At 55.9% G+C, this 24,128-nt stretch carries 25 protein-coding genes; 9 read left to right on the top strand and 16 right to left on the bottom strand.

Annotation, left to right across the window (positions count from 1 at the left end; all coding sequences use genetic code 11):
• Positions 1–47 precede the first annotated feature (47 nt).
• Positions 48–416, bottom strand: coding sequence for a hypothetical protein (locus tag EYC98_RS18240; RefSeq protein ID WP_279246826.1), 369 nt, complete (start codon positions 414–416; stop codon positions 48–50).
• A gap of 134 nt (positions 417–550) precedes the next feature.
• Here EYC98_RS18240 and EYC98_RS18235 point away from each other — a divergent pair, with 134 nt between their 5' ends.
• Positions 551–2,092 (top strand): aldehyde dehydrogenase family protein, encoded by a 1,542-nt coding sequence (locus EYC98_RS18235; protein ID WP_279246825.1) that lies wholly within the window; start codon positions 551–553, stop codon positions 2,090–2,092.
• A gap of 133 nt (positions 2,093–2,225) precedes the next feature.
• On the opposite strand, the gene EYC98_RS18230 is transcribed toward EYC98_RS18235, so the two are convergent.
• On the bottom strand, positions 2,226–3,422 hold the full coding sequence (locus tag EYC98_RS18230) for a ferritin-like domain-containing protein (RefSeq protein ID WP_279246824.1): 1,197 nt from the start codon (positions 3,420–3,422) through the stop codon (positions 2,226–2,228).
• An 84-nt stretch (positions 3,423–3,506) separates the two neighbouring features.
• On the opposite strand from EYC98_RS18230, the gene EYC98_RS18225 reads away from it, so the two are divergent.
• Together EYC98_RS18225 and EYC98_RS18220 are read left to right on the top strand one after the other, a co-directional pair.
• Positions 3,507–4,511: an AraC family transcriptional regulator gene (locus EYC98_RS18225; protein ID WP_279246823.1), complete on the top strand. Its 1,005-nt coding sequence runs from the start codon at positions 3,507–3,509 to the stop codon at positions 4,509–4,511.
• A complete protein-coding gene (locus tag EYC98_RS18220; protein WP_279246822.1) occupies positions 4,501–5,664 on the top strand; it encodes a patatin-like phospholipase family protein in 1,164 nt (387 codons plus the stop codon). The genes EYC98_RS18225 and EYC98_RS18220 overlap by 11 nt, the downstream gene beginning before the upstream one ends.
• Here the strand turns inward: EYC98_RS18220 and EYC98_RS18215 are convergent.
• The 3 genes from EYC98_RS18215 to EYC98_RS18205 are packed head-to-tail and all read right to left on the bottom strand — an operon-like array spanning position 5,630 to position 7,100.
• The gene (locus EYC98_RS18215) at positions 5,630–5,896 is read right to left on the bottom strand and encodes a hypothetical protein (protein WP_279246821.1); all 267 of its coding nucleotides are present in this window, start codon (positions 5,894–5,896) and stop codon (positions 5,630–5,632) included. The two genes, EYC98_RS18220 and EYC98_RS18215, sit on opposite strands and share 35 nt — an antisense overlap.
• A complete protein-coding gene (locus EYC98_RS18210; protein WP_279246820.1) occupies positions 5,880–6,155 on the bottom strand; it encodes a polyhydroxyalkanoic acid system family protein in 276 nt (91 codons plus the stop codon). The genes EYC98_RS18215 and EYC98_RS18210 overlap by 17 nt, the downstream gene beginning before the upstream one ends.
• Positions 6,156–6,158: 3 nt before the next feature.
• Positions 6,159–7,100 (bottom strand): cation diffusion facilitator family transporter, encoded by a 942-nt coding sequence (locus EYC98_RS18205; RefSeq protein ID WP_279246819.1) that lies wholly within the window; start codon positions 7,098–7,100, stop codon positions 6,159–6,161.
• Positions 7,101–7,169: 69 nt separating this feature from the next.
• On the opposite strand from EYC98_RS18205, the gene EYC98_RS18200 reads away from it, so the two are divergent.
• The gene (locus EYC98_RS18200; protein ID WP_279246818.1) at positions 7,170–8,228 is read left to right on the top strand and encodes an MBL fold metallo-hydrolase; all 1,059 of its coding nucleotides are present in this window, start codon (positions 7,170–7,172) and stop codon (positions 8,226–8,228) included.
• Here EYC98_RS18200 and EYC98_RS18195 read toward each other — a convergent pair.
• From EYC98_RS18195 to EYC98_RS18185, 3 genes are all read right to left on the bottom strand, one after another.
• Positions 8,225–9,694 carry a hypothetical protein gene (locus tag EYC98_RS18195; protein ID WP_279246817.1) on the bottom strand — a complete coding sequence of 490 codons (1,470 nt, stop codon included), beginning with the start codon at positions 9,692–9,694 and terminating at the stop codon, positions 8,225–8,227. The two genes, EYC98_RS18200 and EYC98_RS18195, sit on opposite strands and share 4 nt — an antisense overlap.
• A 105-nt stretch (positions 9,695–9,799) precedes the next feature.
• The gene (locus EYC98_RS18190) at positions 9,800–10,663 is read right to left on the bottom strand and encodes a TIGR03619 family F420-dependent LLM class oxidoreductase (protein ID WP_279246816.1); all 864 of its coding nucleotides are present in this window, start codon (positions 10,661–10,663) and stop codon (positions 9,800–9,802) included.
• Positions 10,664–10,773: 110 nt separating this feature from the next.
• Positions 10,774–11,499, bottom strand: a complete 726-nt coding sequence (locus EYC98_RS18185; RefSeq protein ID WP_279246815.1) for a hypothetical protein — start codon at positions 11,497–11,499, stop codon at positions 10,774–10,776.
• Between the two features lie 201 nt (positions 11,500–11,700).
• Between EYC98_RS18185 and EYC98_RS18180 the strand changes: the two genes are divergently transcribed.
• The 3 genes from EYC98_RS18180 (at position 11,701) to dxs (ending at position 15,166) form a co-directional block, all read left to right on the top strand.
• Complete coding sequence (locus tag EYC98_RS18180) at positions 11,701–12,465, top strand: SDR family NAD(P)-dependent oxidoreductase (RefSeq protein ID WP_279246814.1); 765 nt, start codon at positions 11,701–11,703, stop codon at positions 12,463–12,465.
• A gap of 9 nt (positions 12,466–12,474) precedes the next feature.
• A complete protein-coding gene (locus EYC98_RS18175) occupies positions 12,475–13,143 on the top strand; it encodes a TetR/AcrR family transcriptional regulator (protein WP_279246813.1) in 669 nt (222 codons plus the stop codon).
• 73 nt (positions 13,144–13,216) lie between these two features.
• Entirely contained in the window at positions 13,217–15,166 is a 1,950-nt protein-coding gene (gene dxs, locus EYC98_RS18170; protein ID WP_279246968.1) for a 1-deoxy-D-xylulose-5-phosphate synthase, read from the top strand.
• A 164-nt stretch (positions 15,167–15,330) separates the two neighbouring features.
• Here dxs and EYC98_RS18165 read toward each other — a convergent pair whose 3' ends face one another.
• Together EYC98_RS18165 and galE are read right to left on the bottom strand one after the other, a co-directional pair.
• Positions 15,331–16,785: an amidase gene (locus EYC98_RS18165; protein ID WP_279246812.1), complete on the bottom strand. Its 1,455-nt coding sequence runs from the start codon at positions 16,783–16,785 to the stop codon at positions 15,331–15,333.
• A 143-nt stretch (positions 16,786–16,928) separates the two neighbouring features.
• Complete coding sequence (galE, locus tag EYC98_RS18160; protein WP_279246811.1) at positions 16,929–17,948, bottom strand: UDP-glucose 4-epimerase GalE; 1,020 nt, start codon at positions 17,946–17,948, stop codon at positions 16,929–16,931.
• A gap of 44 nt (positions 17,949–17,992) precedes the next feature.
• Here galE and EYC98_RS18155 point away from each other — a divergent pair, with 44 nt between their 5' ends.
• Positions 17,993–18,244, top strand: coding sequence for an exodeoxyribonuclease VII small subunit (locus EYC98_RS18155; RefSeq protein WP_279246810.1), 252 nt, complete (start codon positions 17,993–17,995; stop codon positions 18,242–18,244).
• A complete protein-coding gene (locus EYC98_RS18150) occupies positions 18,241–19,149 on the top strand; it encodes a polyprenyl synthetase family protein (protein ID WP_279246809.1) in 909 nt (302 codons plus the stop codon). The genes EYC98_RS18155 and EYC98_RS18150 overlap by 4 nt, the downstream gene beginning before the upstream one ends.
• Positions 19,150–19,164: 15 nt before the next feature.
• On the opposite strand, the gene ribA is transcribed toward EYC98_RS18150, so the two are convergent.
• The 6 genes from ribA to ribB all read right to left on the bottom strand — a co-directional run bounded on the left by ribA (position 19,165) and on the right by ribB (position 24,126).
• Entirely contained in the window at positions 19,165–19,752 is a 588-nt protein-coding gene (gene ribA / locus EYC98_RS18145; protein ID WP_279246808.1) for a GTP cyclohydrolase II, read from the bottom strand.
• Between the two features lie 83 nt (positions 19,753–19,835).
• Positions 19,836–20,471: a retropepsin-like aspartic protease family protein gene (locus tag EYC98_RS18140; protein WP_279246807.1), complete on the bottom strand. Its 636-nt coding sequence runs from the start codon at positions 20,469–20,471 to the stop codon at positions 19,836–19,838.
• Between the two features lie 24 nt (positions 20,472–20,495).
• Positions 20,496–21,941: a thiamine-phosphate kinase gene (gene thiL / locus EYC98_RS21670; RefSeq protein ID WP_320415565.1), complete on the bottom strand. Its 1,446-nt coding sequence runs from the start codon at positions 21,939–21,941 to the stop codon at positions 20,496–20,498.
• Positions 21,942–22,001: 60 nt separating this feature from the next.
• Complete coding sequence (gene nusB, locus EYC98_RS18125; RefSeq protein WP_420887199.1) at positions 22,002–22,454, bottom strand: transcription antitermination factor NusB; 453 nt, start codon at positions 22,452–22,454, stop codon at positions 22,002–22,004.
• Positions 22,455–22,477: 23 nt separating this feature from the next.
• Positions 22,478–22,948, bottom strand: coding sequence for a 6,7-dimethyl-8-ribityllumazine synthase (gene ribH, locus EYC98_RS18120; protein ID WP_279246805.1), 471 nt, complete (start codon positions 22,946–22,948; stop codon positions 22,478–22,480).
• Between the two features lie 50 nt (positions 22,949–22,998).
• Positions 22,999–24,126, bottom strand: coding sequence for a 3,4-dihydroxy-2-butanone-4-phosphate synthase (ribB, locus tag EYC98_RS18115; protein WP_279246804.1), 1,128 nt, complete (start codon positions 24,124–24,126; stop codon positions 22,999–23,001).
• Positions 24,127–24,128 lie beyond the last annotated feature (2 nt).

Below are 24,128 nucleotides of genomic sequence, written 5' to 3'. Positions count from 1 at the left end.
AAACCAACTCTTGAAAAGCAACGAACAATGATGCCCTGCCAGACGATTCAGGTAAAGCTGTAGACCAGCCAACTGGCGGCAACAATCAGTAGCAATGGCGCAAACCGCAACAATTGCGACGGTAAGCGCTTATACAAAGCAATAAAGCGGCGCCAGAATACGGGTGGCAAAGTCACGATCAATAATCCAGCGATGACTAAAACCCAGCCCAGCACCTCAATAATCTGCGGGTAGCGGCTATTCTCCGCGGCCGCCAACAGCACGCAACCCAGTAACAAGCGCACTAGCGCAATACTGTACCGCACCCGACCTTCATCCAGGCTGCCAACGGTGGCATGCATGATTTGCGGTCGTACCAGTAGCACCAATCCCAGTACTACTAATACGGCGCTGCATAGAAGCGCTACTGTCTGCATTCGGTTCCCCTCAGTGAGTGCGCATACTAGCCGCAAGCTGACCTGATTTGCCAGCTTTGACGGCCTTAGCAGACATTGACTTGCCAACTAATGACCATTAGTTTAACTCGCCTGAACGCATACGGGAGCCATCCATGTCTATTTACGAATCCATAGAATCCACCGACTCGCGTCGTCACCTGCAATTACGCAGCCCGGTTACTCTTGAGCCCACGGGCGAACTGATCTGCGCCAACAAAGAAGACGTCGATGCCGCAATTGCCCGCGCTCGCGCCGCGCAGCCCGCCTGGGCGGCGCTGAGCTACAAAGCACGCGCAGAAGTATTATACCGCGCCCTCAAAATCGTGGTCGCCAAAACCGACGAAATCATGGAGACAGTGGTTGCCGAAACCGGCAAAGCCCCGGCGGATGCATTGAGTATGGAAGTCTTTTCGGTAGCCGATTCGCTGTGCTATTACGCCAAGAATGCCGGCAAATTCCTCAAACCTCATAAACGCAAGGTGCACGGCGTGCTGGGCTTTGCCAAGGAACTGCGCATCACCTATAAGCCGCTTGGGGTTATCGGACTTATTACGCCCTGGAATGGCCCCTTCGTATTGGTTATGAATCAGGCCGCACAGGCGCTGATGGCGGGCAATGCAGTGGTTGCCAAGGGTTCAGAAGTGACGCCCTACTCGGCCAAGCTTGCCGAGAGCATTTTTAAAGAAGCCGGCCTACCTGATGGTGTGCTGCAGGTATTGTTGGGTGATGGTGCTACCGGCGCTGCGATTGTTGAGGGCGGGGTTGATAAAATTTCGTTCACCGGCAGTGTGGCGACCGGCCGCAAAGTCGCCGAAAGTTGCGCCCGTCAGCTAATTCCAGTGACGCTGGAATTGGGCGGTAACGACGCCATGATCGTGTGCGGCGATGCCGACCTGGATCGTGCTGCCGACGGCGCCTGGCTCGGCTCCTGCATGAATACTGGCCACTACTGCTGCGGCACCGAACGCATTTACGTGGTGGAGTCTGTGTACGACGAATTCCTCGCCAAGGTACTGGAGAAAGGTCAGGGACTGAAGCAGGGCTCAGAGCACGGCAACGACGAAAGTATTGGCGCAGTGTTCTGGGACAAGCAGATGGACATTATAGAGAGCCATGTGGAAGACGCCAAAACCAAGGGCGCTACCGTGCATATGGGCGGCCAGCGTAATCCGGATCTGAAGGGTTTGTATTACCAGCCCACAGTAATGACCGAGGTTAATAACGATATGGATATTATGGTTCACGAGACCTTTGGTCCGGTGCTGTGTATCCAGAAAGTGCGCAATGAAGCCGAGGCTATCAAGCTCGCCAATGATTCAGAGTTTGGTCTCAATGGAAATGTCTGGACCCAGGATAAAGAAAAGGGTTATCAGCTGGCGCTACAGATTGATACCGGCTCATGCTCGGTTAACGACATGGCCGTTAGCTACGGTATCCCGGCTGCCCCCTTTGGTGGCCGCAAGAACAGCGGCGTGGGTCAGGTTAACGGCGAGAAGGGGCTGAAAGGCTACTGCCATGAGATGCCAGTGGTCATCGATAAGCGCGGCGGCAAGATGCCCAATGCCTATCCCTACAAGGCCGAGACCATTGATGGCATGAAGAAATTTATGAATATCCTTTGGGTGAAAACCCCAATTGGCCGCTGGTTGTCATAGGGGATAGCCCTGGCAGAATTTATTCTGCCAATCACCGCTCGCACGAACCCTGCGTCATTGGCCGCCTCCCAGCGACAGACCACCATAAAAAAGGGCGCCGAAGCGCCCTTATCACTGCTGCACCTATGCCAGATCAGGCCGCCGGTGCATGATCCAGTTTTTCATGGATCGCTTTTTCCATCTGTTCCTGCAACGCCTTTTGCTCATAGCTCTGGGCCTCGCCGGTGTCCAGCGGACGCTCCATTGCATTCCAGTCAATATCACCATCATCGGGCAGGCTTTCAAACTCGAGTATTCCCAGCTCTTCAAACTTGGGACGAATCTCGTCAGTCATCAATCCAATGCGCTTGAGGTTGGGAACAACGCGTTGAAACAACAGGTTGCGGAAGGTCGACATAACAAAGCCTTCCATCACGCGCTGGCGGGCTTCTTCTACGTCCCAGCCAAAGTGACGGAACACATCGGTAGCCACCAGGCGCTCGCGACTAATCACACAGGCCTCGTAGGCAAACTGAGCGCGCTCATTTTTCTCTTCTTCGGTCAGCGTCTTGATGTACTCTTCCAGATAGTTAACACCGAAGGTGACGTGCCGCGCCTCATCACGCACTACCAGATACACAAGCTCCTTGAGTACGGGGTCAGGCGTGGTCTCACGCGTGGTGTTGAAGGCTGATAATGCCAGGCCCTCAATAACGATCTGCATGCCGATAAATTTGAGGTCCCAACGCGGGTCAGTCAGTATCTTGTCGAGAATGCTCTTCAGGCTGGTATTGATCGGATACATCATGCCGATACGCTGCTGAATGTATTTGTTGAATGCCTCAACATGACGCGCCTCATCAAAGGTCTGCGAGGCGGCATACAACTTGGCGTTGTAGGTTGGGGCACAAGAGGTCAGCTGCGATGCTACCAACAGAGCGCCCTGCTCGCCGTGCAGAAACTGCGACAGGCTCCAACTATTTTGATGCAACCAGAACTCACGCTTCTGTTCCTGGGTCAGCGCCATGTAAGGAGGGTAATCCGTCAGGTTCATCAGCATCGCACCTTGCTCGAAGTCTTCCTCGGGCCAGGGTTGATCCCAGTTGATATCCAGCTCGGCGTTCCAGTTGAGCTCTTTGCCTAACTCATACAAACGCTTGATACGGTCATCCTGAATTTTGTAATTCCAGGTGTAAGCACCCGTCAGCGGCGTGCTAAAAATCTCTGCAACATGTTCGGCGTCTTCCAAAGTCAACAAATCATCGATGTCGCCTTCATCGCCTTTACGGCGGTCGGACCCCTTAAAACTTTGGATTTTGCGTGGTGTTTCTTCCAGATATGTCAGTTTCATAGCTCGTCTCCTATTCTTGTGATGACACTATGTGTTCAAGGGGGGTTTACGACAAGGTAATCTGTTGTCAGAATGTGGTCATATATGGCCAGCACTAATACATCAACTCCAGCCCAGTACCTGATCATTCTGCTTGATCTGGCGCGCCAACGCGGCGTGACGGCAAGCGCGATGCTGGCGGGCACTGAATTGACAGAAACCGGGCTGGCCAGCATCGGCGCGCGCATCAGTGAAAATGACTTCATTCACGTGGTGGAGCAGGGCTACCTGCTGACTGGAGATCAGGCGCTGGGACTGCATCTGGGGACGCGCCTTAACCTCAGCGCCCACGCTACTGTGGGCCAGGCGTTTCTGACCTGCGAGACTTTGCAACAGGTCATCAGCTTCTTCTTGAAGTACTACCATATTCTGGCGCCGGCCCTAGAGCTGGAATACGAAATCAAGGGCGGACGTTTCTGGCTGATACCCAGAAGCGACTATAGCGAAGGCCATCCGGTGTTCAGCCATGAACTGTTGTTTGCAGCGATCTGCCACACCATGCAGTTTCTAATCAATCAGCCCGGGCTCAGCTTTCGTATTGAACTACCCTACCCCGCGCCTGAGCACGCGCATGAGTATTACCCGCTGTTTGGCGACGATGTCAGATTTGACTGTCCCAGGGGGCGCATTTCATTTCCGGAAGAATGGCTGGAAGTAGAATTACCTTCCTCCAACCCGGCCCTGCTGGCGCTGTACGAAGGTGAGTGTAAACGTCTATTGGCAGACTTGAAGGGTAAAGTTTCGCTGGCGGAACAGACCCTGCAGTTATTGCGCCGCCTGGAAGGTCACTACCCGCAAATGCCCCAGGTCGCATCGATGCTTAACCTCAGTCCACGTACTTTCCGACGTCGCCTTGAAACAGAGCAGGCTTCATTCCAGCAATTACTGGACCAGGTACGCGCCGAGCACGCCAGCCACTATTTACGCACCACCGAACTACCCCTATTGAGTATTGCCTATATGGTCGGCTTTAACGACGTTTCCAATTTCCGCCGCGCCTTTATCAAGTGGACCGGCCATACCCCGGGGGAGATTCGCAGTGGCGCCTGATTCGCAATGGCGCGGCGATCTGCGCATTATCGCCGGTGCTTCTGCACGCAAAGTGTTAGCGCGGGACGGTTGGGACCCAGCTATTTTTCAGACTATGATCGGCGCATCCGGCGGACCCAAGTTTTTGGGCATCGCCGGACTGGATCAATTTCTGTTTAACGACTACCTACAGCGCAGCAACCAGCCCCTCAATTTGATCGGCTCTTCCATTGGCAGCTGGCGGCATGCAGCGCTGGCACAGCCCGACCCGTTGACGGCGCTTAAACAACTGCAGCACGACTATATTCACCAGTACTATGCGCCCGGCGTAAAACCGACCACGGCTGAGATCAGTGAAGTTAGTCTGAGCATTCTCGACAATTTTTTGGGTCGACCCGCCACTGCCTGCATGGCGCAGCACCCGCGTTTTCGCAGCCATGTGGTCACTGCACGTGGCCGCGGCCCGACCGGCAGTGAGCGCCCGGCACTGCAAGCACTAGGCTTGGCACAGTCAGCGCTGCTCAATACCTTCAGTCGCAGCGCGCTGCAAGTATTCTTTCAACGTGTGGTGTTTTGCTCACATCCTGAGTCAAACTCAGGTTCAGGTTCAGGTTCAGGTTCAGGTTCAGGTTCAGGTTCAGGTTCAGGTTCAGGTTCAGGCCCTCGCTCTGGTTCCGGCTTCGACTTCAAGGATTTCGCCACCCACTATGCGCCATTACAGGCCGCCAACACCCGCGCCGTGCTGCATGCCAGCGGCTCGATTCCGTTTGTACTGACGGGTGAACGTGATATCGACGGCGCCCCGCCGGGTCAATACTGGGACGGTGGTATCGTTGACTACCATTTTGACCTGAGCGCCTTTCATGGATCTGGGCTGGCGCTGTACCCGCATTTTTGTGCGAGCGTGACCCCTGGGTGGTTTGACAAGTTTCTGCCCTGGCGTCGCCGTGGTAGCGAGGTGATGGATCGGGTGGTATTGCTGTGCCCTTCTGACAGCTATCTTGAAAGCCTGCCCCACGGCAAGATTCCGGACCGTTCAGACATGACCCGATTACCGCATCAGGAGCGGGTAGAATATTGGGAGCAGGCGGCGGCTAGCAGCGTGACGCTGGCAGAGGATTTTGCCATCGCTATCGGTTCTACCGATCCGCTGGCTCACGTAGAGAATTTTTGAGCCACGCCAGCCATTTTCGTCCCAGCAGCAGAAATTCCGGACCTAGTAACGGCAAACACATATACCAGGTCACCAATGAAATGCCATAGGAGATACTCGCCCAAGCCACCTTGTCAGCGCCCGCAATATCGAGAAAAAAGATCACTGGCGTAGCCAGCCAGGTCACCGTCGACACTAGCAGTATCGCTAGACCTAGCCACTGACGCAGACCCAGCTCAGCTAACATATTCATCGAGGTAATCAGTAACGGCTTTCTTGAGCGGCCTTTCAAACGCAGACGCTAGCAGGCCCAGTTTCACCGATACGGTGATGTTGTCATCACTGATGATCAGTCTTCCGTCCAGTCCACTGCGACTGAATTCGGCGGTATCTCCACGCCAACGATAACGCAGCCCATGGCGATCCTTGAGCCCCTTGGCCAGGTTCTCGGCCGCATCACGGACATCCTCGCGAGTCATGGTATGGGGTTTACTGATACTAAATGAAGCCATGCGCTAATCCTTGATATCCGGTTCGAAAAACAACCAGGTCACTTCCGGAAAGGCTTCGCGGAAGCGCGCCTCTACCGCGTTGATAGTTCTTGCAACACCCACTGCACTGCCCGGGTCCGACATTTCAGCCTTAATCGCGACCATCACATCGTCACCCATATGCAGTGTCAACAGATTGAATAGCTCATTTATCTCGGGCTGCGCCTCCAGAAACTGCAGCATAGCGGCACGCACACGAGGCTCAACGCCCTGCCCGACCAGCAGTTCCTTAACCTCGCGACCCACCAAAATAGCCACCAGCACCAGCAGCACACCAATCGCACAACTGCCCAGTGCATCGTACATCGGGTCGCCGGTTATCAGCGTGGCGGTAATAGCGGCTAACGCCAAGGAAAGACCTACCAGGGCAGCAAGATCCTCACCGAAAATGACAATCAGCTCACTCTGACGTGACTCCCGAAACCAGCGCCACAACGGCTGCGAACCACGGGTCTTGTTAACCTGCTGCAAACAGGTGCGCAGCGCGGCGCCCTCTGCAAACATCGCAAAAACCAGTACCCCAATGGCGATGAAAGGATGCGACAACGGCTCCGGGTTCTGTAACTTATGCAGCCCTTCATTGATCGACACCAGCCCCCCCACACTGAACAACATCAGTGCAACGATAAAGGACCAGAAGTAAATTTCCTTGCCATACCCCAGCGGAGCATCAGCCGAAGGTGGCTTGCGCGAGCGACTCACGCCCAACAACAGCAAAATCTGGTTACCGGCGTCTGCCGTGGAGTGAATCGCCTCAGCAAACATGGCGCCAGAACCGGTAACAACCGCGGCAGCGGCCTTAGCCGCTGCAATTGCTGTATTCGCGCCAAGGGCAAACAGAATCGTTTTGAGAGAACCGGAGGAATCAGACATTGCGCAAGAGTAGCACAGACGTACATTTTTCATAAAAAGCTGTGCTACAGATTATGAAATTTTGCGTCGGTCTTTGCTATACTGCCCCCGAGAGGTATTTTCATGTTGTTGCGTCAGTTATTTAACCATCGCACGTTCAGTTACACATACTTTCTGGCCGATCCACTGAGCCAGGAGGCGGTACTGATTGATCCGGTGAAGGAGAAGTTGCGCGATTACGTGCAGCTATTCAACGAGCTCGGCTATTCCATTAGAGCCGCCATTGATACCCATACGCACGATGACCATAACAGTGCGCTGCCCGTTTTAGCAGATCTATGGGGTACAGAAAGTATTCGCGGCGCCAGCCTCAATAACGCTGCGGAAGGGCGCTACGTTGAACACGGTGAGATTATCAACATCGGTGTGCTGCAGCTACGCGCGTTGCACACCCCCGGTCATACCAGCGACTCCTACTGTTTTCATCTGCTTAAAGGCAAGCGTTCAACGGTGTTTACCGGCGATACCCTGCTGGTGCGCACCGTTGGCCTCAGCGATCAAGCGGACAGTGACCCGCGCCAGCACTATCATAGCCTGACCGAAACACTGTGCCACTTGCCACGTAATACGGTGGTGTACCCGGGTAAGGATTTTAAGGGCTGGCCACTGTCGACCATTGGCGAAGAATTAAACTTCAACCCCTATCTGAGTGCTCACGATGTCGAAGATTTTGTCGCCATGAAGTTGCGGCAACGCCGGGCAGATATACGGCCACTGGTTACTGATGAAGAGGTAGAAACCGACCCATCCGCAGTGGTTGGCGAAACAGTAGTCCCTGCGTCTGAATCTATGACTAAAGCAAAGCCAGCCCCAACCGAAGCAAGCTATACGGAGCGTCCCTTGATTGAGGTTACCTCCTCCAAAAAGTTTGCCGCCGCGGCCGCCGCATTGGAAACTGCCGCAGTGGAGACTGCCGCAGTGGAGACTGCTCCAGTGGACACAGTCGCCACCGAAACGACTCCAACCACAGACGAGCCGAGCGTTGATTCCAATTCACCACCGGGCCAGTTCAGCCGGCAATCAGTCTCTGCCGTAGAGAAACTGGCACGACTGAGCGAAAAGCCTAAGTCCGCTGACTCAAATCCAGGAGACGAAACCCCGCCCCTGCCCATTTGGCGCTAGCTGAACTGGCCTTCGACGACAGCCACCTGGCGCCCGCAGAACTCACCCACCTGCAATGCTTCCAAAATAGTGTTTTGCTCTGAATAGGCAACCGTCCGTTTACCGTCGGGCAAATCGCATACTGCAACAGCGCGCCAGGCCTGAGCTCCTTGAAACAATACGGTATAGCCGGCAATCGTCGCCGGGCCTTCATAATCTTCCACCAGTTCACAGAGGATCGTTGCCGCTTCCGCCGCAGCGGTAACGTCGGCAAACTGCCAGCCCTGAGGGTTAGGTTCGCTACCATACAGAGCCAGGGCCTGCTTGGTGTTCATACCACTAACCGAGGTCACTAGTCCGCTCTGCTGTTCAGCCCGGCGCAGCATCTGGGCGATTTTGACCGTACTCTGCAGAACAAAATTATTGAGCGGACCACCGCCAAAGGTCATCGCACCTGTCACCGAAAGCGGCACGCCCTGACCCAGCTCTAACTCCTGCAGCTGCACCCGCACTGCCTGTGGAAAGCATGAGTAGAGTTCCATCAGGCTGATGTCCTCAGCGCTGCGCCCGGCCAACTCCAGCAATCGCTGTCCGGCCAATCTGAAACCATGATTGCGATGCAGTTCTTTACGCGCTGCCACAACCGACATAGCATTACTTTCGGTGGCCGCTAACGGGTACACCCATTGCCCCGGATCAATGCCCAGTTCTGTCGCCATCGCCACCGAGCAAAAAATCAAGCCAGCCGCCTGATCTACGTTCCATTGACTGTTGTGCAACTTGGTATAGGGAAACGCCAGCATCTTGTTGCCCGGTGACGGATTGCGAATAAATTCCGCAGCTACCGGTTCGCGTACCCAGGCATCCGCATTGGCCGCTGCAATCTGCGAGAATTCGGCGTACATCGCTGCCATCTGATCGCGATGCTCCCCAACGCTAATGCCCTGGGCGTAGCGCAAAGCAGAATCCATAATAGCGAAATAGCCCACCGGCATACCCAGCCCTGAGCTGGACTCCAGCGCCGACCACAACTCGGCAGCGGGCTCCAGCAGCACATCTGGCACGGCCTCAGCTTGCGCAGTTTCCTGCAGCTCAATACCGGCAATCTGAGCCTGTAAACCGCGATACTTGGCCTCCGCCCCCGTTACCAGCACAATCTGTGCTTCGCCATTGTTGATACTGGCACAGGCGCGATTGATCAGGGACTGCTGCAGAATTCCAATCTCGCCCAGTACTGTCGTCGCAGCGCTAGCACCCAGAGCGTCGGCGACCAGCCGCGCTGGATCACTGTAGTTCCACATACCCTTGGGAACTTCAATGCGGTCGGCCCGCGTCAGCAATTCCTCGGTACCAGCATCGGCCGCCGCACGCCGCAACACCTCGATCATCATCGCGCTAGGCTCAAGCCCTTCATTGACACTTTCGGGACGTTGCTGCAAGGCAGCAACACCAACTAATACCGGCGTATTAGGGGCAAGCTCGGTCATTTGGTTTCCTCAGGTGACATCAGGTTCAACAATACCAGGGTGGACTGCTGCCGACATTGCGTCGGCAGTAGCCTGGACAGCAGCTGATAGCTACCCGTCAGTGCATCAGACGTTAATAAACTCCGATGCATACCAGTTCAGCATATCGATCTTCTCTGCAATAGGCTTGTCAGGCTCCTGGTTATACACATCGCGAAAGCCGATAACCACGTCGGTCACGCCGATGGCTTCGAGCTGCTCAATACCCTCACGGGTAAACGCATCCTGACCGGTGGTAAAAATCTTGTAGGGCTGATCCGCTGTGCCAAGTTCTGCGCGCAACTCATTGATGCGGGTGATATACGTTGTGAGCTGTTGCATGTCGGCACCGGCGCACATCCATCCATCATTCCGTGCGGCACGTTTCAAAGCTGGTTCAGTGTGGCCGCCTATCAATATGGGGGTGTGCTGCGTAGGTACCGGGTTCATTTTGTTGGCCGGCATACTATGCAACTCGCCCTCAAACCCAAAATAGTCGCCGCCTTCCAAACCGCGCAAAATCGCAATCTGTTCATCCAGTCGCAAGCCGCGCTTCGCCCACTCCACCTGGGTAACGGCAAAGTCCTCTTCCCAGGGACTGATACCGACACCAAAATCAAAGCGATTATCACTCAAGCTGTTGATACTGAGCACCTGCTTGGCGACGATGGCCGCTTGGCGAATGGCCAGCTTGTAAACAAAAGTGGCGAAGCGAATACGCTCCGTGACGGCAGCCATGGCAGCCACACCAACCAGCGATTCGATAAACGGCACCGACTCGAGAAACTCGCGACTACCGTCGGCATTGTAAGGGTATTTGGAGCTCGCCTCCTGCGGATAGCAGATGCTATCGGGTATGGTGATACCGTGATAACCGGCTGCCTCGGCGGCTTTCGCCAGCGGAATATAGTGGTCGCTGTCGCACATACCTACCTGATAACTGAAACGCATCTTCTTCTCCTTTAATGACAGGCCGAATACTGTACTCCCTAGTGTAGTCCGCTGTCACAGCCTGTGCTGAAAACCCCTGTAGCAGGTCAAATACTTAGTCCCCAGCTCCGCTACTGCCGACAGCGGATACCCGTTCGCCGGTCACCCTGCAACAGGCCAGCCACCATGGTTGCAAGTCTATGCTGTACCGCGACCTCTGCGGGCGACTGGCTGCCAGAACACCCGCTGCCAGCATTACCGTGGCTACATTCACGCTGATAGGCCTGCGCCCGCGCCCGGGAACTACGCCCCAGATCCAGATAACTGCGATGCGGCGTTACCAGCGTATCGGCCACCCCGTATGCATTCCGCTCATAGCTGCTGAAGTACCAAGCGGCTGGGTCTAGGACAAGCCCAGCGCGCAGCGGGTAAAGATCAATATAGCGATAACAGGCCAGCACCGCACTATCGGTCACAATACGGAAGCTGTCACAGTCATCTGCTATCCATGCTCCATCGCGGTCGGGCAAGCTGAATGGACTGAGCTCAGGTTGACCGGGCTGTTGCCTGGAATGCGAGCTCGGTGGCGAGATAGATTGCGCCAACAACTGCGCCTTAAGTTGCGGTAACAAATCCTCTAGTACTGCACCCTGAGCCAGAGTCAGCAACAGGTGGACCGCATCAGTCAGCAGCGCATAGGCGTGTAATTGAGCGCCGCGACGCAGCAATACATCCAGCAGTTGCTGCTGAAAATTGACGCAGGAACCGTGATCAAGCAACCAGGATGCGCCAGCATTGGGCCGCAGCGCCACATACCAACTGCTGCCGCAAAAATTGACGGAAGAGTGTGTCAGCACGGTTAACCTCCTTGTCCACCGGACTGCTGTGATATCACTATGGTTGGCCCTGTCCAAATTGGCAAGATGACGTGTCGATAACCGCTAAATGACAACATTTTCGCTCATTTTTGCGCCTGTCATCGGCATCATGCCACGCTCATTGCTGTTTTAAGGAAACTGTATTAACTTGTCCGGACGCACGCAAAAGGAGACACCGCAGTGGCTACAGGCAAGTTTGAGCAGGTCAATTTTGACTACGCGGGTTACACGGTGCTGGTCACCGGCGGCACCCACGGTATTGGCGAAGGTATTGCCCTGGCCTACCTGACAGCAGGAGCTGATGTGATCATTACCGGCACCCGGGCGCAGGCTGCGGACTACGATACCGACCTCAGTGCCTATACCTACTACCAGATGCTGGCAACAGACAACGCCAGTATCGCGGCACTGGCCGCCGCCATACCCAAACTGGATATCCTGATCAATAACGCCGGTGCATCGCTGCCCGGTGGCCGCAGTGAATGGGAGCCTGAAGTGTTTGAGGAGGCAGTGCAAATCAACCTGACCAGCAATTTCAGATTGGCCGCGGCGCTGAAAGACAAACTGGCTGCCAGCGCCCTGCCCGGTGGTGCCAGCATTGTCGGCATGGCCTCTATGACCTCTTTATTCGGAATCGAAATTGTGCCCGGATACGGCAGCGCCAAAACCGGGTTAGTGGGACTCACGCGAGTATTGGGCGTCACCTACGCCCGCGACAATATCCGCGTTAATGCCATAGCCTGCGGCCTGATCGAGTCGAATATGACCGCCGGCATGCTGGATATTCCTGAGATGATACAACCGCACCTGGATCGCACCCCCATGCAACGGCTAGGTGTCGCTGCCGATATCGCCGGTCCCACTCTGTTTTTGACCAGTCCACTCGCCAGTTACATGACCGGCCAGACCATTACCGTTGATGGCGGCTTCTCGGTTCAGGGTTAGGTCGTGACTGTGGATCGTAAACCGTCCACCGCTCGTACTCAGGCCACCCGCGCACGCATCATCGCCACCGCCGAGCAATTGTTTGCTGAGCGCGGTGTCGACAGCGTCTCTCTGAATGAGATTACCCGGGCCGCTGAGCAGAAAAATCGCAATGCAGTGCACTATCACTTCGGCAACAAAGAAGCGCTACTCGCCGCCGTTTTTGAAAAACACTGGCAGCCGATATCACAACAGCGTCAGCAGATGATCGCGGACCTTGCTCTCCAGTCCAGCGTTAGCCTCGAAGATGTGGCGAACACACTGGTGCAGCCGGTGGCAGCGCGCTTCGAAGACCCCGACGGGGGACTGTCTTATATCAAAATCAGCGCCCAGCTCGCGGCCAGCAACATCCTCCAGTTTATGGTTCGCAACGATAGCAACGCTCCAGCCTACGGCACGGATATGAAACCGCTGTGGGAACCGTTTTTGCAACCACTACCGCCAGCCGTCCAGACTCAACGCCTGAGCTTGGCGGTGGGCATGCTATTTCACGGTCTTGCCGACCACGCCATCCTGCGTGAGAGCGGCGCTGCTGACCTCGCCAATACCAGCTTCTTTGTGAGCAATCTGGTAGACAGTATCTGTGCGGTTATCAGCGCCCCGGTTTCTGCCGCAACTCGCGCTACTCTGGGTGCCTGAAAAGACCATATTTGCGCCATAATACGCAGGGTTAAAACCTGCCGAATTGAGCGAATTAAGATACAATCGCGCCATGCTCAAGGAAATACCTCGCACACCGCCAGCTACGCCGCTGTTAGATCAGGTCGCCAGCCCTGAACAACTGCGAGAGCTGTCTGCAGAACAGCTGCCATCGTTGGCAGAAGAGCTGCGCGCGTTTCTGCTTTACAGCGTGGGGCAGACCGGAGGCCACTTTGGCGCAGGCCTGGGCGTGGTAGAACTGACGCTGGCGCTGCACTACATTTTTAATACCCCGGATGATCGCATTGTGTGGGACGTGGGCCACCAGACTTACCCGCATAAAATTCTCACCAAACGTCGCGAACTCATGAACTCGATGCGTTTTGGTGGAGGTCTGGCAGGGTTTCCCAAGCGCTCCGAGAGCGTCTACGACACCTTTGGTGTGGGGCACTCCTCCACCAGTATTTCCGCTGCCATGGGCATGGCGGTAGCCAACCAGCAGACCGGCAATAAGCGCCAGTGCATCGCCGTCATCGGTGATGGTGCAATGACCGGCGGTATGGCGTTTGAAGCATTGGCCCATGCCGGCCACGCGCGCCCAAATTTGCTGGTGATTCTGAATGACAATCAAATGTCGATCGGCCACAACCGCGGTGGGCTGGCCACGTACTTTGCCAAAATTTGGGCCAGCAAGTTTTATATCTCCATGCGTGAAGGCTCCAAGAAAATTCTTGAGAAAGTACCTCCCGCTTGGGAAATCGCCAAACGTACCGAAGAACACATGAAAGGTATGGTAGCGCCGGGTACCTTGTTTGAAGAATTGGGCTTCAACTACATTGGTCCGCTGGACGGACACGACCTGCCTACTTTGCTGCAAACTCTGGAAAACATAAAAGAGCTCGAAGGCCCGCGCATCGTGCACATTAGGACCATGAAGGGCAAAGGCTTTGCACCGGCTGAGAATGATCCGGTGGGCTACCACGCTATTAACAAAATTGACCCGAAACCGGCCCCTGTTAGCCAGGTGACTGCTCCGGCGCCACCGCGCAAACCCAAATACCAGGCCGTCTTTGGTCGCTGGCTGTGTGATACAGCCGCACTGGATGATCGCCTGGTGGCAGTTACTCCCGCCATGTGCGAGGGCTCCGGCATGGTTGAGTTCGCCGAACTCTATCCCGATCGTTTTCACGATGTTGCCATAGCCGAACAGCACGCCGTGACCTTTGCTGCGGGACTGGCCTGCGATGGTCTCAAGCCTGTCGTCGCCATTTATTCCACTTTTTTGCAGCGTGGCTATGATCAATTAATACACGATGTCGCCCTGCAAAACCTGGACGTTACCTTTGGTATTGATCGCGCAGGCCTGGTCGGTGAAGACGGACCTACCCACGCCGGCAGTTTTGATCTTACCTTTCTGCGCTGTATCCCCAATATGGTTATAGCCGCACCCTCTGATGAAAACGAATGCCGGCAGCTGCTCTCTACCGCCTATCAATATCCGGGGCCAGCAGCCGTGCGTTATCCGCGCGGCACTGGCACAGGCGCGCGTATCATCAAGGAAATGCAGAGCTTGCCAGTGGGGCAATCAGTTGAACGCCGCGCGGGGCAAGGCGTCGCTATTTTGAGCTTTGGCGTGTTACTGGAAGCTGCCCTGGACGCCGCCGAGAAGCTGGACGCCACGGTGATCGATATGCGCTGGGTGAAACCGATTGATACCGTGCGTATTCGCGAGCTGGCTGGCAGCCATGAACTGCTGGTTACCCTGGAAGACAACGCTATTGCCGGCGGCGCAGGAGCCGCTGTCAACGAATACCTGCAGGAGCAGAACCTGTTATTACCGGTCCTCAACCTGGGGTTGCCGGACATCTATGTAGACCACGCCAAACGCGAGGCACAGCTCAGTTCGATAGGCCTCGACAGTCCCGGCATTGTCGCGGCTATTCAGAAGCGCCGGGCGCTAATGAATGCGGGTAAGGCCATACTCGGCGTGCCGTCTGCGATGGCGTCGGTAATTCCTGACTAACAACGCCTGGTTAGCTCAGCTAATTCTTAGCTGCGGCTTGGAGTTCATTCGAACAACGAGACTGGCAGAATACATTCCCTGCCACAGAGTTGAGTGCCACTGCCTTGAATGCCACGGGTGGTATGCCTTAGCGTCACGGAATGTGTCTTCAGGCGCTCCTGCGATCAGTAACCGGGCGGTGCCACAAAACCACGATGCAGTTGCTGCAGCATACCGGCTACTGCCAGCGGAGTGCGATCTTCCAGATACGGACCCACAATCTGCATACCAATCGGCAGGCCCTCACTGCTGACACCCACCGGTGCAGCGGTTACTGGTAAATAGCTATTCAGCGTAAGTCCGGCCCAACCGAGAATATTGAGATAAGGCACTGCTTTCCCATTAACCTGCAGCTGACGCTGGTACAGGTCCGGATTGTGGTCATGGGGAAATGCCGTTACTGAGGCGCAGGGACATAGCAACACATCATAGCTCTGGAAAAACTGCGCCCACTGCGCGCGATAGTGCTGCCGCTTCTCATTCTGGCGCAACCATTCGCGATGACTCTGGGCGATGCCACGCATTTGCTGCATCAGCAAACTGCGGTCATCGGGATCGGCAGCGGCCACCGCCGCTGAGGCACCCTCAAATACCGCCTCCGGCATACCAGCCCCCATCACTGCGGATAGCAACATGGCGTAATTGGAATGTTGTTCCTCCACATCAAACTGTGGACGCGCCTCGAGGTCAACCTGCGCCCCCGCATCTGCGAGCGTTTGCGCCGCGGCAGCAATCGCTGCCTGTATTTCATCATCCACCGGAAAGGCAGGGTGATCCAACCATACCGCTACGCGCAGATCACCAGCTGCAGTGGCACGCGCCGCTGGCAACTGAACCTGCCAGGCTACACCCTCTTCCGGCAACGGACCGGCGACTATATCCAGCGCCTTTTCCAGATCCTGCGGACAAGTCCCCAGCGGACCGATAACAGACAGATCACCCTCACTGAGTACACCATCACCCGGCGGCAAGTGGCCGCGCTGGGGCACCAGATTAAAGCTGGGCTTATGACCATAAACCCCATTGAAATGGCTGGGCGTGCGTATAGAGCCGCCAATATCGCTGCCCAGCTCCAACGGTGTGAGTCCGGCTGCCAGCGCGGCAGCCGCACCACCTGAGGAGCCGCCCGAGGTGCGCGTGACATCCCAGGGATTATTGGTGACCCCATAGACGTCGTTATAGGTCTGCAGGTCGGCGCTCATAAAGGGCACATTGGTTTTGGCAAAGATGATCGCGCCAGCGTCCACGTAGCGCTGCACAGCAACCGCGCTCTGTTCGGGGACATTGTCTTTACAGGCGGGAATGCCACCGACGGTAACCAGACCTTCTGTAGCCAAAGCATCCTTAATCGTTATCGGTACGCCGTGCAGCGGACCCCAGTCTTCACCAGCGGCAACCGCCGCATCGGCAGCATCTGCGCGAGCACGAGCACGTTCTGTATCCAGCGCCACCACGGCGTTAAGCGCCGGGTTAAAGCGCTCAATCCGCTGCAGAAAAAACTCCAGCAACTCACGGGATGAACGACTACCGGCGCGAATATCGTCGGCCAGCGCAAAAGCACTGCGATAAAGTGGATCCATATTGGTTTCTCCCGCTGTAACGCCGCTGCGGGCGCCTATTGATCGGCGCCAACTAGCTGACGCGTGTTTGTAACCGGCTGGTCTCTACTGAGTGCTCTGCTATAGCGGGGCAGCGGCGCTTGCGCGGCAACTGCCAGCCGGGTTCAGCTATCGAGGTAACCATTCGGGTTCTGCTGCTGCCAACGCCAGGCATCGGCGGCCATGGTTTCCATATCCAAGCTCGCCTGCCAACCCAGCTCCTGCAGTGCCAATGTCGGATTGGCAAACAAGCAGGCCACGTCGCCTTCACGTCGCGCTTCAATACGATAGGGAATGGTACGGCCACTGGCCAACTCAAAGGCCCGCACTACCTCCAGCACCGAGTAATTAATACCGGTACCCAAGTTAATATTGAGCAGGCCGGGCGCCGACTCCAATCGCTGCAGCGCTTTGACATGGCCACGCGCCAGGTCCACCACGTGAATATAGTCGCGCACGCCGGTACCATCGCGAGTGTCGTAGTCGTCACCCCACACCGACAATTCATCGCGTTTACCGATCGCCACTTGAGCGATATAGGGTGTCAAATTATTGGGGATACCGTTGGGATCCTCACCAATATCTCCACTCGGATGTGCTCCAACCGGGTTGAAGTAACGCAGGTTAATAGCGTTCCAGGCAGAATCTGACGCGCAGATATCTTTCAGAACCTGCTCTACCATTAACTTGGTCTGGCCGTAGGGGTTAATCGCCTGCAGCGGCATATCCTCAGCAATGGGATCGTCGCTAGAGCACCCGTAGACCGTGGCCGAGGAACTGAACACCACATTGCGTACTGCGTGTTCGTCGAGCACTTCAAATAGCTGTAATGAACCACGCACATTATTGTCGTAATAACGCATCGGTTCAGAGACCGATTCTCCCACTGCCTTAAGACCAGCAAAATGAATACAGGCATCCACCGAGTGTTCAGACAGAACTTTTTGCAAACAGTCGCGGTCGCGGATATCACCCTGCTGAAATGTCAGACTTTTGCCGGCGATGCGCTCCACCCGGGTGAGGGACTCCGCCTGCGAATTGCTTAAGTTATCGAGCACCACTACCGCATAACCGGCTGCCAATAACTCAACACAAGTGTGGGAACCAATATATCCAGCTCCACCAGTAACCAAGATCGTTTTCAACTGCTACAATTCCCCGCTCTAAATGTAGTAGTGAGTGTAACCCAATGGCCAAGGCAAAAAAAATCGACTTCGAATCTGCATTGGAGCAATTAGAGAGCCTGGTGGAACAGATGGAGACCGGTGAACTCAGTTTGGAGGACTCACTACTGGCCTTTGAGCAGGGTATTAAACTGACCCGCGAGTGCCAACAGTCACTGGAAGGCGCCGAGCAGAAAGTGAAAATGCTGATGCAAAAGGACGGGGCCGCGGCGCTGGTAGATTTTGCAACACCTGAAGAGGACGAGGACACGCTGTGAGCGCACGCCTTGAGGCATGGCAGCAGCGCTGCAACAGCCAATTAGAGCCCCTGCTTGGAGCACCGGGTTCAGAGTTTTCCAGCAACGCCACTCCCCTACTCGAGCGCCTGTTCGAGGCCTGTAACTACTCGCTCAGTGCCGGTGGTAAACGCATTCGGCCACTACTCACCTACGCGGCTGCGGAAGCTATCAACAGTGTCGCCGCTGAGCGTAATGCGATTGATTACGCCGCCTGCGCCATTGAAATGATACACACTTACTCGCTGGTGCATGACGACCTGCCAGCCATGGACGACGATAATCTGCGGCGCGGTCTACCCACCTGCCATATTGCCTATGATGAGGCCACTGCGGTGCTGGTGGGTGATGCCCTGCAAGCACGAGCCTTTGAACTACTGACCGAAGCTCCCGGTTGCTCGCCACAAATACGCCTACAGATGGTGCAGTGTCTGGCCGCTGCCAGCGGCGCGCGCGGTATGGTCGGCGGTCAGGCGATAGATGTCGCCGCTGCGCAAAACCTTATCTCAGCAGAACACCTGCAGGCCATGCACGCGCTCAAGACAGGCGCCCTGATTCAGGCCGCGATCAGTCTGGGTGCACTGGCAGCTGGCGCCGACACCAAGCGACTGGCGCAGCTGGACAGTTTCGGCCGCAGCATTGGTCTAGCGTTTCAGGTACAGGATGACGTGCTCGATGTTGCCAGTGACAGCACCACATTGGGTAAAAATCAGGGCTCGGATGCGGCGGCCAATAAGCCAACCTACGTTACTCAATTAGGCTTGGAGGGTGCTCGTCACAGGGTCGACGAATTGTTAGCCGATGCCAGTACTGCACTGGCACCGTTCGGTGCTGCCGGCTCCGGCCTGCTGGAAATTGCCCACTATATTTGTCGTCGCGACCACTAGAACGTGGTCACCGGGCTACTCCATCAAGTGCCCAAGCTTACCGGCCTTGGTGGCCAGATAATGCTCGTTATGTGGGTTGCTGGGCGTCTCTAAAGACAGCCGCTCCACCACATCTACGCCGATTTTTTCCAGCGCCGCTACTTTGCGCGGGTTATTAGTCATCAGCCGCACTGAGTTGATATGCAGGTGATCCAGTATCGGCTTGCAGATGCTGTAATCGCGCATATCGGCGCCAAAACCCAACGCTTCATTAGCTTCTACGGTATCGGCGCCTTCGTCTTGTAACTTATACGCCTTTATTTTATTCAGCAGTCCAATGCCACGGCCTTCCTGACGCAGGTATAGCAACGCGCCACGACCTTCTTTGGCTATAGCCGCTAGCGCCGCCTGCAATTGCGCTCCACAGTCACAGCGTAAACTGAACAGGGCGTCTCCGGTCAGGCACTCGGAATGCACCCGCATCAGCACCGGCTCGCCATTGGAGACATCGCCCAGAGTGAGCACAACATGCTCCTTTTCCGCCGAGATATCTTCAAACCCATGCATGTCAAACGCGCCCCATTTGGTGGGGAGGCGGGATGATTGTACGTAGCGAATCGACACTATAAGGGGTCTACCGTGAAAAGGTGCGGTAGTTTAGCAGTAGACTGCGATAGAGGCGAGCGCCCTAAAGCTCTCAGCCACGACTACTTTTTTATGAGGGATAACACGCCCGCCTTTTCACTCATCTCCACATGCTCCAGAAAGCTCATTCCGATCAGTACTTGCTGCGGGTGACTACCTTCGAGCACACTAGCTGCCACATTGCGTACCAGAATTCCCCCGACCTCGACTGATTCCAAACGCACCGAGTAGGCGCGCACAGTTCCCGAAGCGGTTGTCAGTTTGCGGGTCACGGTCCCCAGATAAGCAATGCCCAGCGCATCAGCCTGACGCGCGCTCAGTGCCATCACGTTGGCGCCGGTATCAACCAATCCCTGCGCGCTGCGACCATTAATCGAAAGAGTGGTCAAATACTGCAGATTACGACTGCGGGGTATCAGCACTCGCGTCATCTCCCGCTCGGTATAAACGGCACTGATGCGCTGCGAAACGCCAACATCGTATTCCGCGCCGCCAACGCGAAGACGCGCTACCCAGGAGTCTGCGGACAAAAGGTCTACGCCACGGTAGGTCTCACCGACTCGCACCAATTTCCCAGACCCATCTACCTCCAGAAAGGCAGCGTTCTTGAATAAACCCAGCACCACCACTTCCTCCGCCAGCACGGGCGCCGCAGAGCTTAATGCCAGCAGTAGAATTATGGAAAATGATTTCAGCATCGGCACAGATTAGAGGGAAACAGCTCAGGAAACCAGTATCACAACGTGCAGCAAGGCGCAGGTAAACACACCAGCAACGATATCGTCGAGCATAATACCGAGCCCGCCGTGCACGCGCCGATCACACCAGCTAATCGGCCACGGTTTGAGAATATCGAAAAAGCGAAACACGACAAACGCCGCCAACAACCAAGGCCAGTCAGCGGGCAACGCCCACATCGCAATCCAGAAACCCACGAATTCATCCCAGACGATGCCGGGATGATCGTGCACATCAAGTTCGCGGCTGGCTACGTCACAGACCCAGATACCGAAGATAGCCGCAGCGACTATAAACACGCTATAGGCGAACAGATCCAGCGGGGCCAGCAGCAGATACAAGGGCACCGCCAGCGCAGTGCCTGCCGTTCCAGGCGCCTTGGATGCAAGCCCACTGCCAAAGCCAAATGCCACAAACTGGCTCCAGGAGCCGAACACACCGGTCAATGGCAGGCCGTCTTCGGTGTCAGCATCCGTAGCGACCTCACAACTGACATTCGGATCGTCAACTGGCCGCGGCGGCGCCGCGGCGAAATGCTCATAACCTCCGCTGGGCAGTTCCAGACCACAGCTAACGCCGGCACCGGCAATAACTTCACCAATACGAGTACAGCCTTCTGGCACCTGACTTTCCCTGTCCGCCGCTACGGTAAACAGCAGTTGGTAGTCATCTCCGCCCGTCAGCGCCAGTATTTGTGCTGCGGTAACGTCCGCCAGCGACTCAAGCGCGGTTGATAACGGGAGCGCAGATTCTTGCAGCTGCATTCCAACACCGCTGGCTCGGCAAATATGTCCAGCGTCGGCGACCACGCCGTCAGAAACATCAATGGCGCTGGAGGCAATACCCAGCAGTTGCTGACCCAACTGCAGACGCGGCTGCGGCCTATAAAAACATTGCCGCAGATAATCTGCGTGTTCAGGGGCTCCCTGCCAGTCGCCGCGCATAACCGTCAACGCCGCTGCGGCATCACCGGTACAGCCGGACAGGTATACCCCGTCACCGGCGCACGCTCCCGAACGCTGCAGGCCCTGACCTTGGGGCAATGCACCAAACACCTGCACCGTTACGGTGAGCGGTCCGCTGGTAGTATCTCCTCCCAGCAAACGTACACCCTGACTCTGCAATGCATCTTTAAGCCCGGCGGCAAACCCCTCCAGCCAAACTGACTCTGGGGCTGGCAACGTCAACGCCACCGCGATCGCCAAGGGTTCAGCCCCGGCGGCCGCAAGATCGCTTAGCGCAGTAACCACCGCGCGATAACTGATTTGCTCCGCGCTCGCATCAGGCGGAAAGTGGACACCGGCTACAAGAGTATCGGTGGATGTCGCCAGGCGCTGGCCCGGAGCCAAGTCCAGGAGGGCACAATCATCTCCTATAGCATCGGACAGCGGTGCAAACCAGGTATCGATCAAGGAGAACTCTGTGTTCATGAGCAGGTTCGGAACGCGCTTGACGCGCTCAGCAACCGCTGGTGGCCAACGCGCATTGCGTTAGCCCGGCGCACGTCGCGAGGCATCAAACTCCGCCACTTCCGGCACTCGCAACTGGCGCGCGGTCTTGTCCAGCACACCGTTGACAAATTTGTGACTGTCAGCCGCACCGAATTTTTTGGCCAGACCCACGGCTTCGTTAATGACAACCCGGTAGGGCACATCGATACGATCGCGCAGCTCGAAGGTGCCAATCCGCAGCAGAGCACACTCCACCGCACCCAGCTCCGCCAGGCTGCGCTCGACGAGAAACGGTGCATACAGTTCATCCAGCTCATCGATATGACGCGGAATCTCACTCAACAGGGTATGAAAGTATTCACCGTCAACCTTGTCAAAGTCGTACTCTTCGCGAAACTCTGCCTCAATGTCAGTGACAGAAGCGTTGGCCATATGCCATTGGTACAAGGCCTGCATCGCGTAATGCCGGGCGCGGTGACGTCGCGCCGCCATCAGGTTGGGTTTGGACGGTGCACTCACAGCTGGTCCAGCAGGTTAACCATTTCCAGCGCTGACAATGCGGCTTCTTCACCCTTGTTACCGGCCTTGGTACCAGAGCGCTCGATCGCCTGCTCGATGGTGTCCACCGTCAACACACCGAAAGCAACGGGGATACTGTGCTCGCCAATGACCGACGCCAGTCCCTTCACACATTCACCAGCCACGTATTCAAAGTGGGGAGTACCACCGCGAATCACCGCACCCAGTGCTATTACCGCATCATAGTTGCCAGAGGCGGCCGCTTTGCTGCACACCAGTGGAATTTCAAATGCACCCGGCGCATAAATAATGGTGATTTTTTCGTCGCTGACGCCGTGACGACGCAGCGTATCAATAGCCCCGTCCTTGAGGTGTTCCACCACAAAGCTGTTCCAGCGGCCTACTACCAGTGCAAAACGGCCGCTGCCTGCGGTCAAATTGCCTTCAATTGTTTTAATGTCACTCATAGTTCAGTCCTTATAGAAGCGCCCGGTCGCAGCCGGCGCGTTGCTCAATATTAATCTACCAGTCCCGCAGGACTCACGTATTCGGTAACTTCCAGGTCAAAACCAGAAATCGCATTGTACTTGATTGGTGCACCCATCAAACGGATTTTTCCAACGCCAAGATCGCGCAGAATCTGCGAGCCTAAACCCACCATATTGTAGGTATTGGGAGCTTCACCGCCAACACCCTCCGACGGGGCGTTACCAAAAGCAATATCAATACTCTGCAACAATTGGTCGTTGCTCTCCTGACGCGCCAGCAAAACCACCACGCCATTGCCAGCGGCATTGACCTGCTGCAGGCAGGTACCTATGTTCCAGCTGGGACGGCCCGGCGTAGACGCGGCCACCATATCGCGTACGGCTGACTGTAAATGCACTCTCACCAGGGTCGGCTCCGCGGCCAAGATATCACCTTGATACAGGGCCAGATGCACATCACCGGTATTGTGCTCGCGGTAAGCTACCATGCGAAAATCACCGTGGGCGGTGGTGACGCTGCCTTCCCGCACGCGACGAATGGTGCGTTCACTGACCACGCGAAAATGAATCAAATCGGCAATAGAGCCAATTTTCAAGTCGTGACTGGCCGCAAACTCCGCCAGCTGGCTACCATTGGCCAGCACACCATCGGCGGTCAGCACGTCGGTAATCATGGCGGCCGGCTGTAAACCCGCCAGTCGCGCATAATCTGATGCTGCTTCAGTATGACCAGCGCGTGTCAGCACGCCACCGGGAACCGCAGTCAGTGGAAAGATATGTCCGGGCTGAACGATATCTTCTGCCACGGTAGTTGGAGCAACAGCGGCCTGAATAGTGCGGGCACGATCTGCGGCTGAAATACCGGTGGTGATACCCTCCCGCGCTTCAATAGACACGGTGAAGTTGGATTTCTCTCCGCTGGGATCATCGGCCATCGGTGGCAAACCCAGCAACTGACAGCGCTCTTCGGTAAGCGTCAAGCAGACGAGACCGCGGGCCTGACGTGCCATAAAGTTAACGTGGCTGGCATCAACATGCTCTGCCGCCATCATGACCACACCTTCGTTATGGTCCTTTTCTTCACCGTCATCAAGCAGCACCACCATCTTGCCCTGGCGAATGTCGCTGATGATTTCTTCAACACTATTGAGTTGCACGC

Origin of the sequence: Candidatus Litorirhabdus singularis, assembly GCF_026262625.1 — a bacterium.
GTDB classification, from domain to species: Bacteria; Pseudomonadota; Gammaproteobacteria; order Pseudomonadales; family Halieaceae; genus Litorirhabdus; species Litorirhabdus singularis.
The sequence above is the reverse complement of the archived record's forward strand: the minus strand, read 5'-3'. Positions and strand labels throughout refer to the sequence as shown.

Bases quoted from the DNA above. Each gene is read 5' to 3' on its own strand.
- EYC98_RS18165 (WP_279246812.1), bottom strand. From the start codon at position 16,785: ATGGATCCACTTTATCGCAGTGCTTTTGCGCTGGCCGACGATATTCGC.
- EYC98_RS18215 (WP_279246821.1), bottom strand. From the start codon at position 5,896: ATGAATATGTTAGCTGAGCTGGGTCTGCGTCAGTGGCTAGGTCTAGCG.
- EYC98_RS18225 (WP_279246823.1), top strand. From the start codon at position 3,507: ATGGCCAGCACTAATACATCAACTCCAGCCCAGTACCTGATCATTCTG.
- EYC98_RS18195 (WP_279246817.1), bottom strand. From the start codon at position 9,694: ATGACCGAGCTTGCCCCTAATACGCCGGTATTAGTTGGTGTTGCTGCC.
- EYC98_RS18210 (WP_279246820.1), bottom strand. From the start codon at position 6,155: ATGGCTTCATTTAGTATCAGTAAACCCCATACCATGACTCGCGAGGAT.
- nusB (WP_420887199.1), bottom strand. From the start codon at position 22,454: ATGGCGGCGCGACGTCACCGCGCCCGGCATTACGCGATGCAGGCCTTG.
- dxs (WP_279246968.1), top strand. From the start codon at position 13,217: ATGCTCAAGGAAATACCTCGCACACCGCCAGCTACGCCGCTGTTAGAT.
- ribH (WP_279246805.1), bottom strand. From the start codon at position 22,948: ATGAGTGACATTAAAACAATTGAAGGCAATTTGACCGCAGGCAGCGGC.
- EYC98_RS18200 (WP_279246818.1), top strand. From the start codon at position 7,170: ATGTTGTTGCGTCAGTTATTTAACCATCGCACGTTCAGTTACACATAC.
- EYC98_RS18155 (WP_279246810.1), top strand. From the start codon at position 17,993: ATGGCCAAGGCAAAAAAAATCGACTTCGAATCTGCATTGGAGCAATTA.
- EYC98_RS18235 (WP_279246825.1), top strand. From the start codon at position 551: ATGTCTATTTACGAATCCATAGAATCCACCGACTCGCGTCGTCACCTG.
- thiL (WP_320415565.1), bottom strand. From the start codon at position 21,941: ATGAACACAGAGTTCTCCTTGATCGATACCTGGTTTGCACCGCTGTCC.
- EYC98_RS18190 (WP_279246816.1), bottom strand. From the start codon at position 10,663: ATGCGTTTCAGTTATCAGGTAGGTATGTGCGACAGCGACCACTATATT.
- EYC98_RS18140 (WP_279246807.1), bottom strand. From the start codon at position 20,471: ATGCTGAAATCATTTTCCATAATTCTACTGCTGGCATTAAGCTCTGCG.
- EYC98_RS18230 (WP_279246824.1), bottom strand. From the start codon at position 3,422: ATGAAACTGACATATCTGGAAGAAACACCACGCAAAATCCAAAGTTTT.
- EYC98_RS18205 (WP_279246819.1), bottom strand. From the start codon at position 7,100: ATGAAAAATGTACGTCTGTGCTACTCTTGCGCAATGTCTGATTCCTCC.
- EYC98_RS18240 (WP_279246826.1), bottom strand. From the start codon at position 416: ATGCAGACAGTAGCGCTTCTATGCAGCGCCGTATTAGTAGTACTGGGA.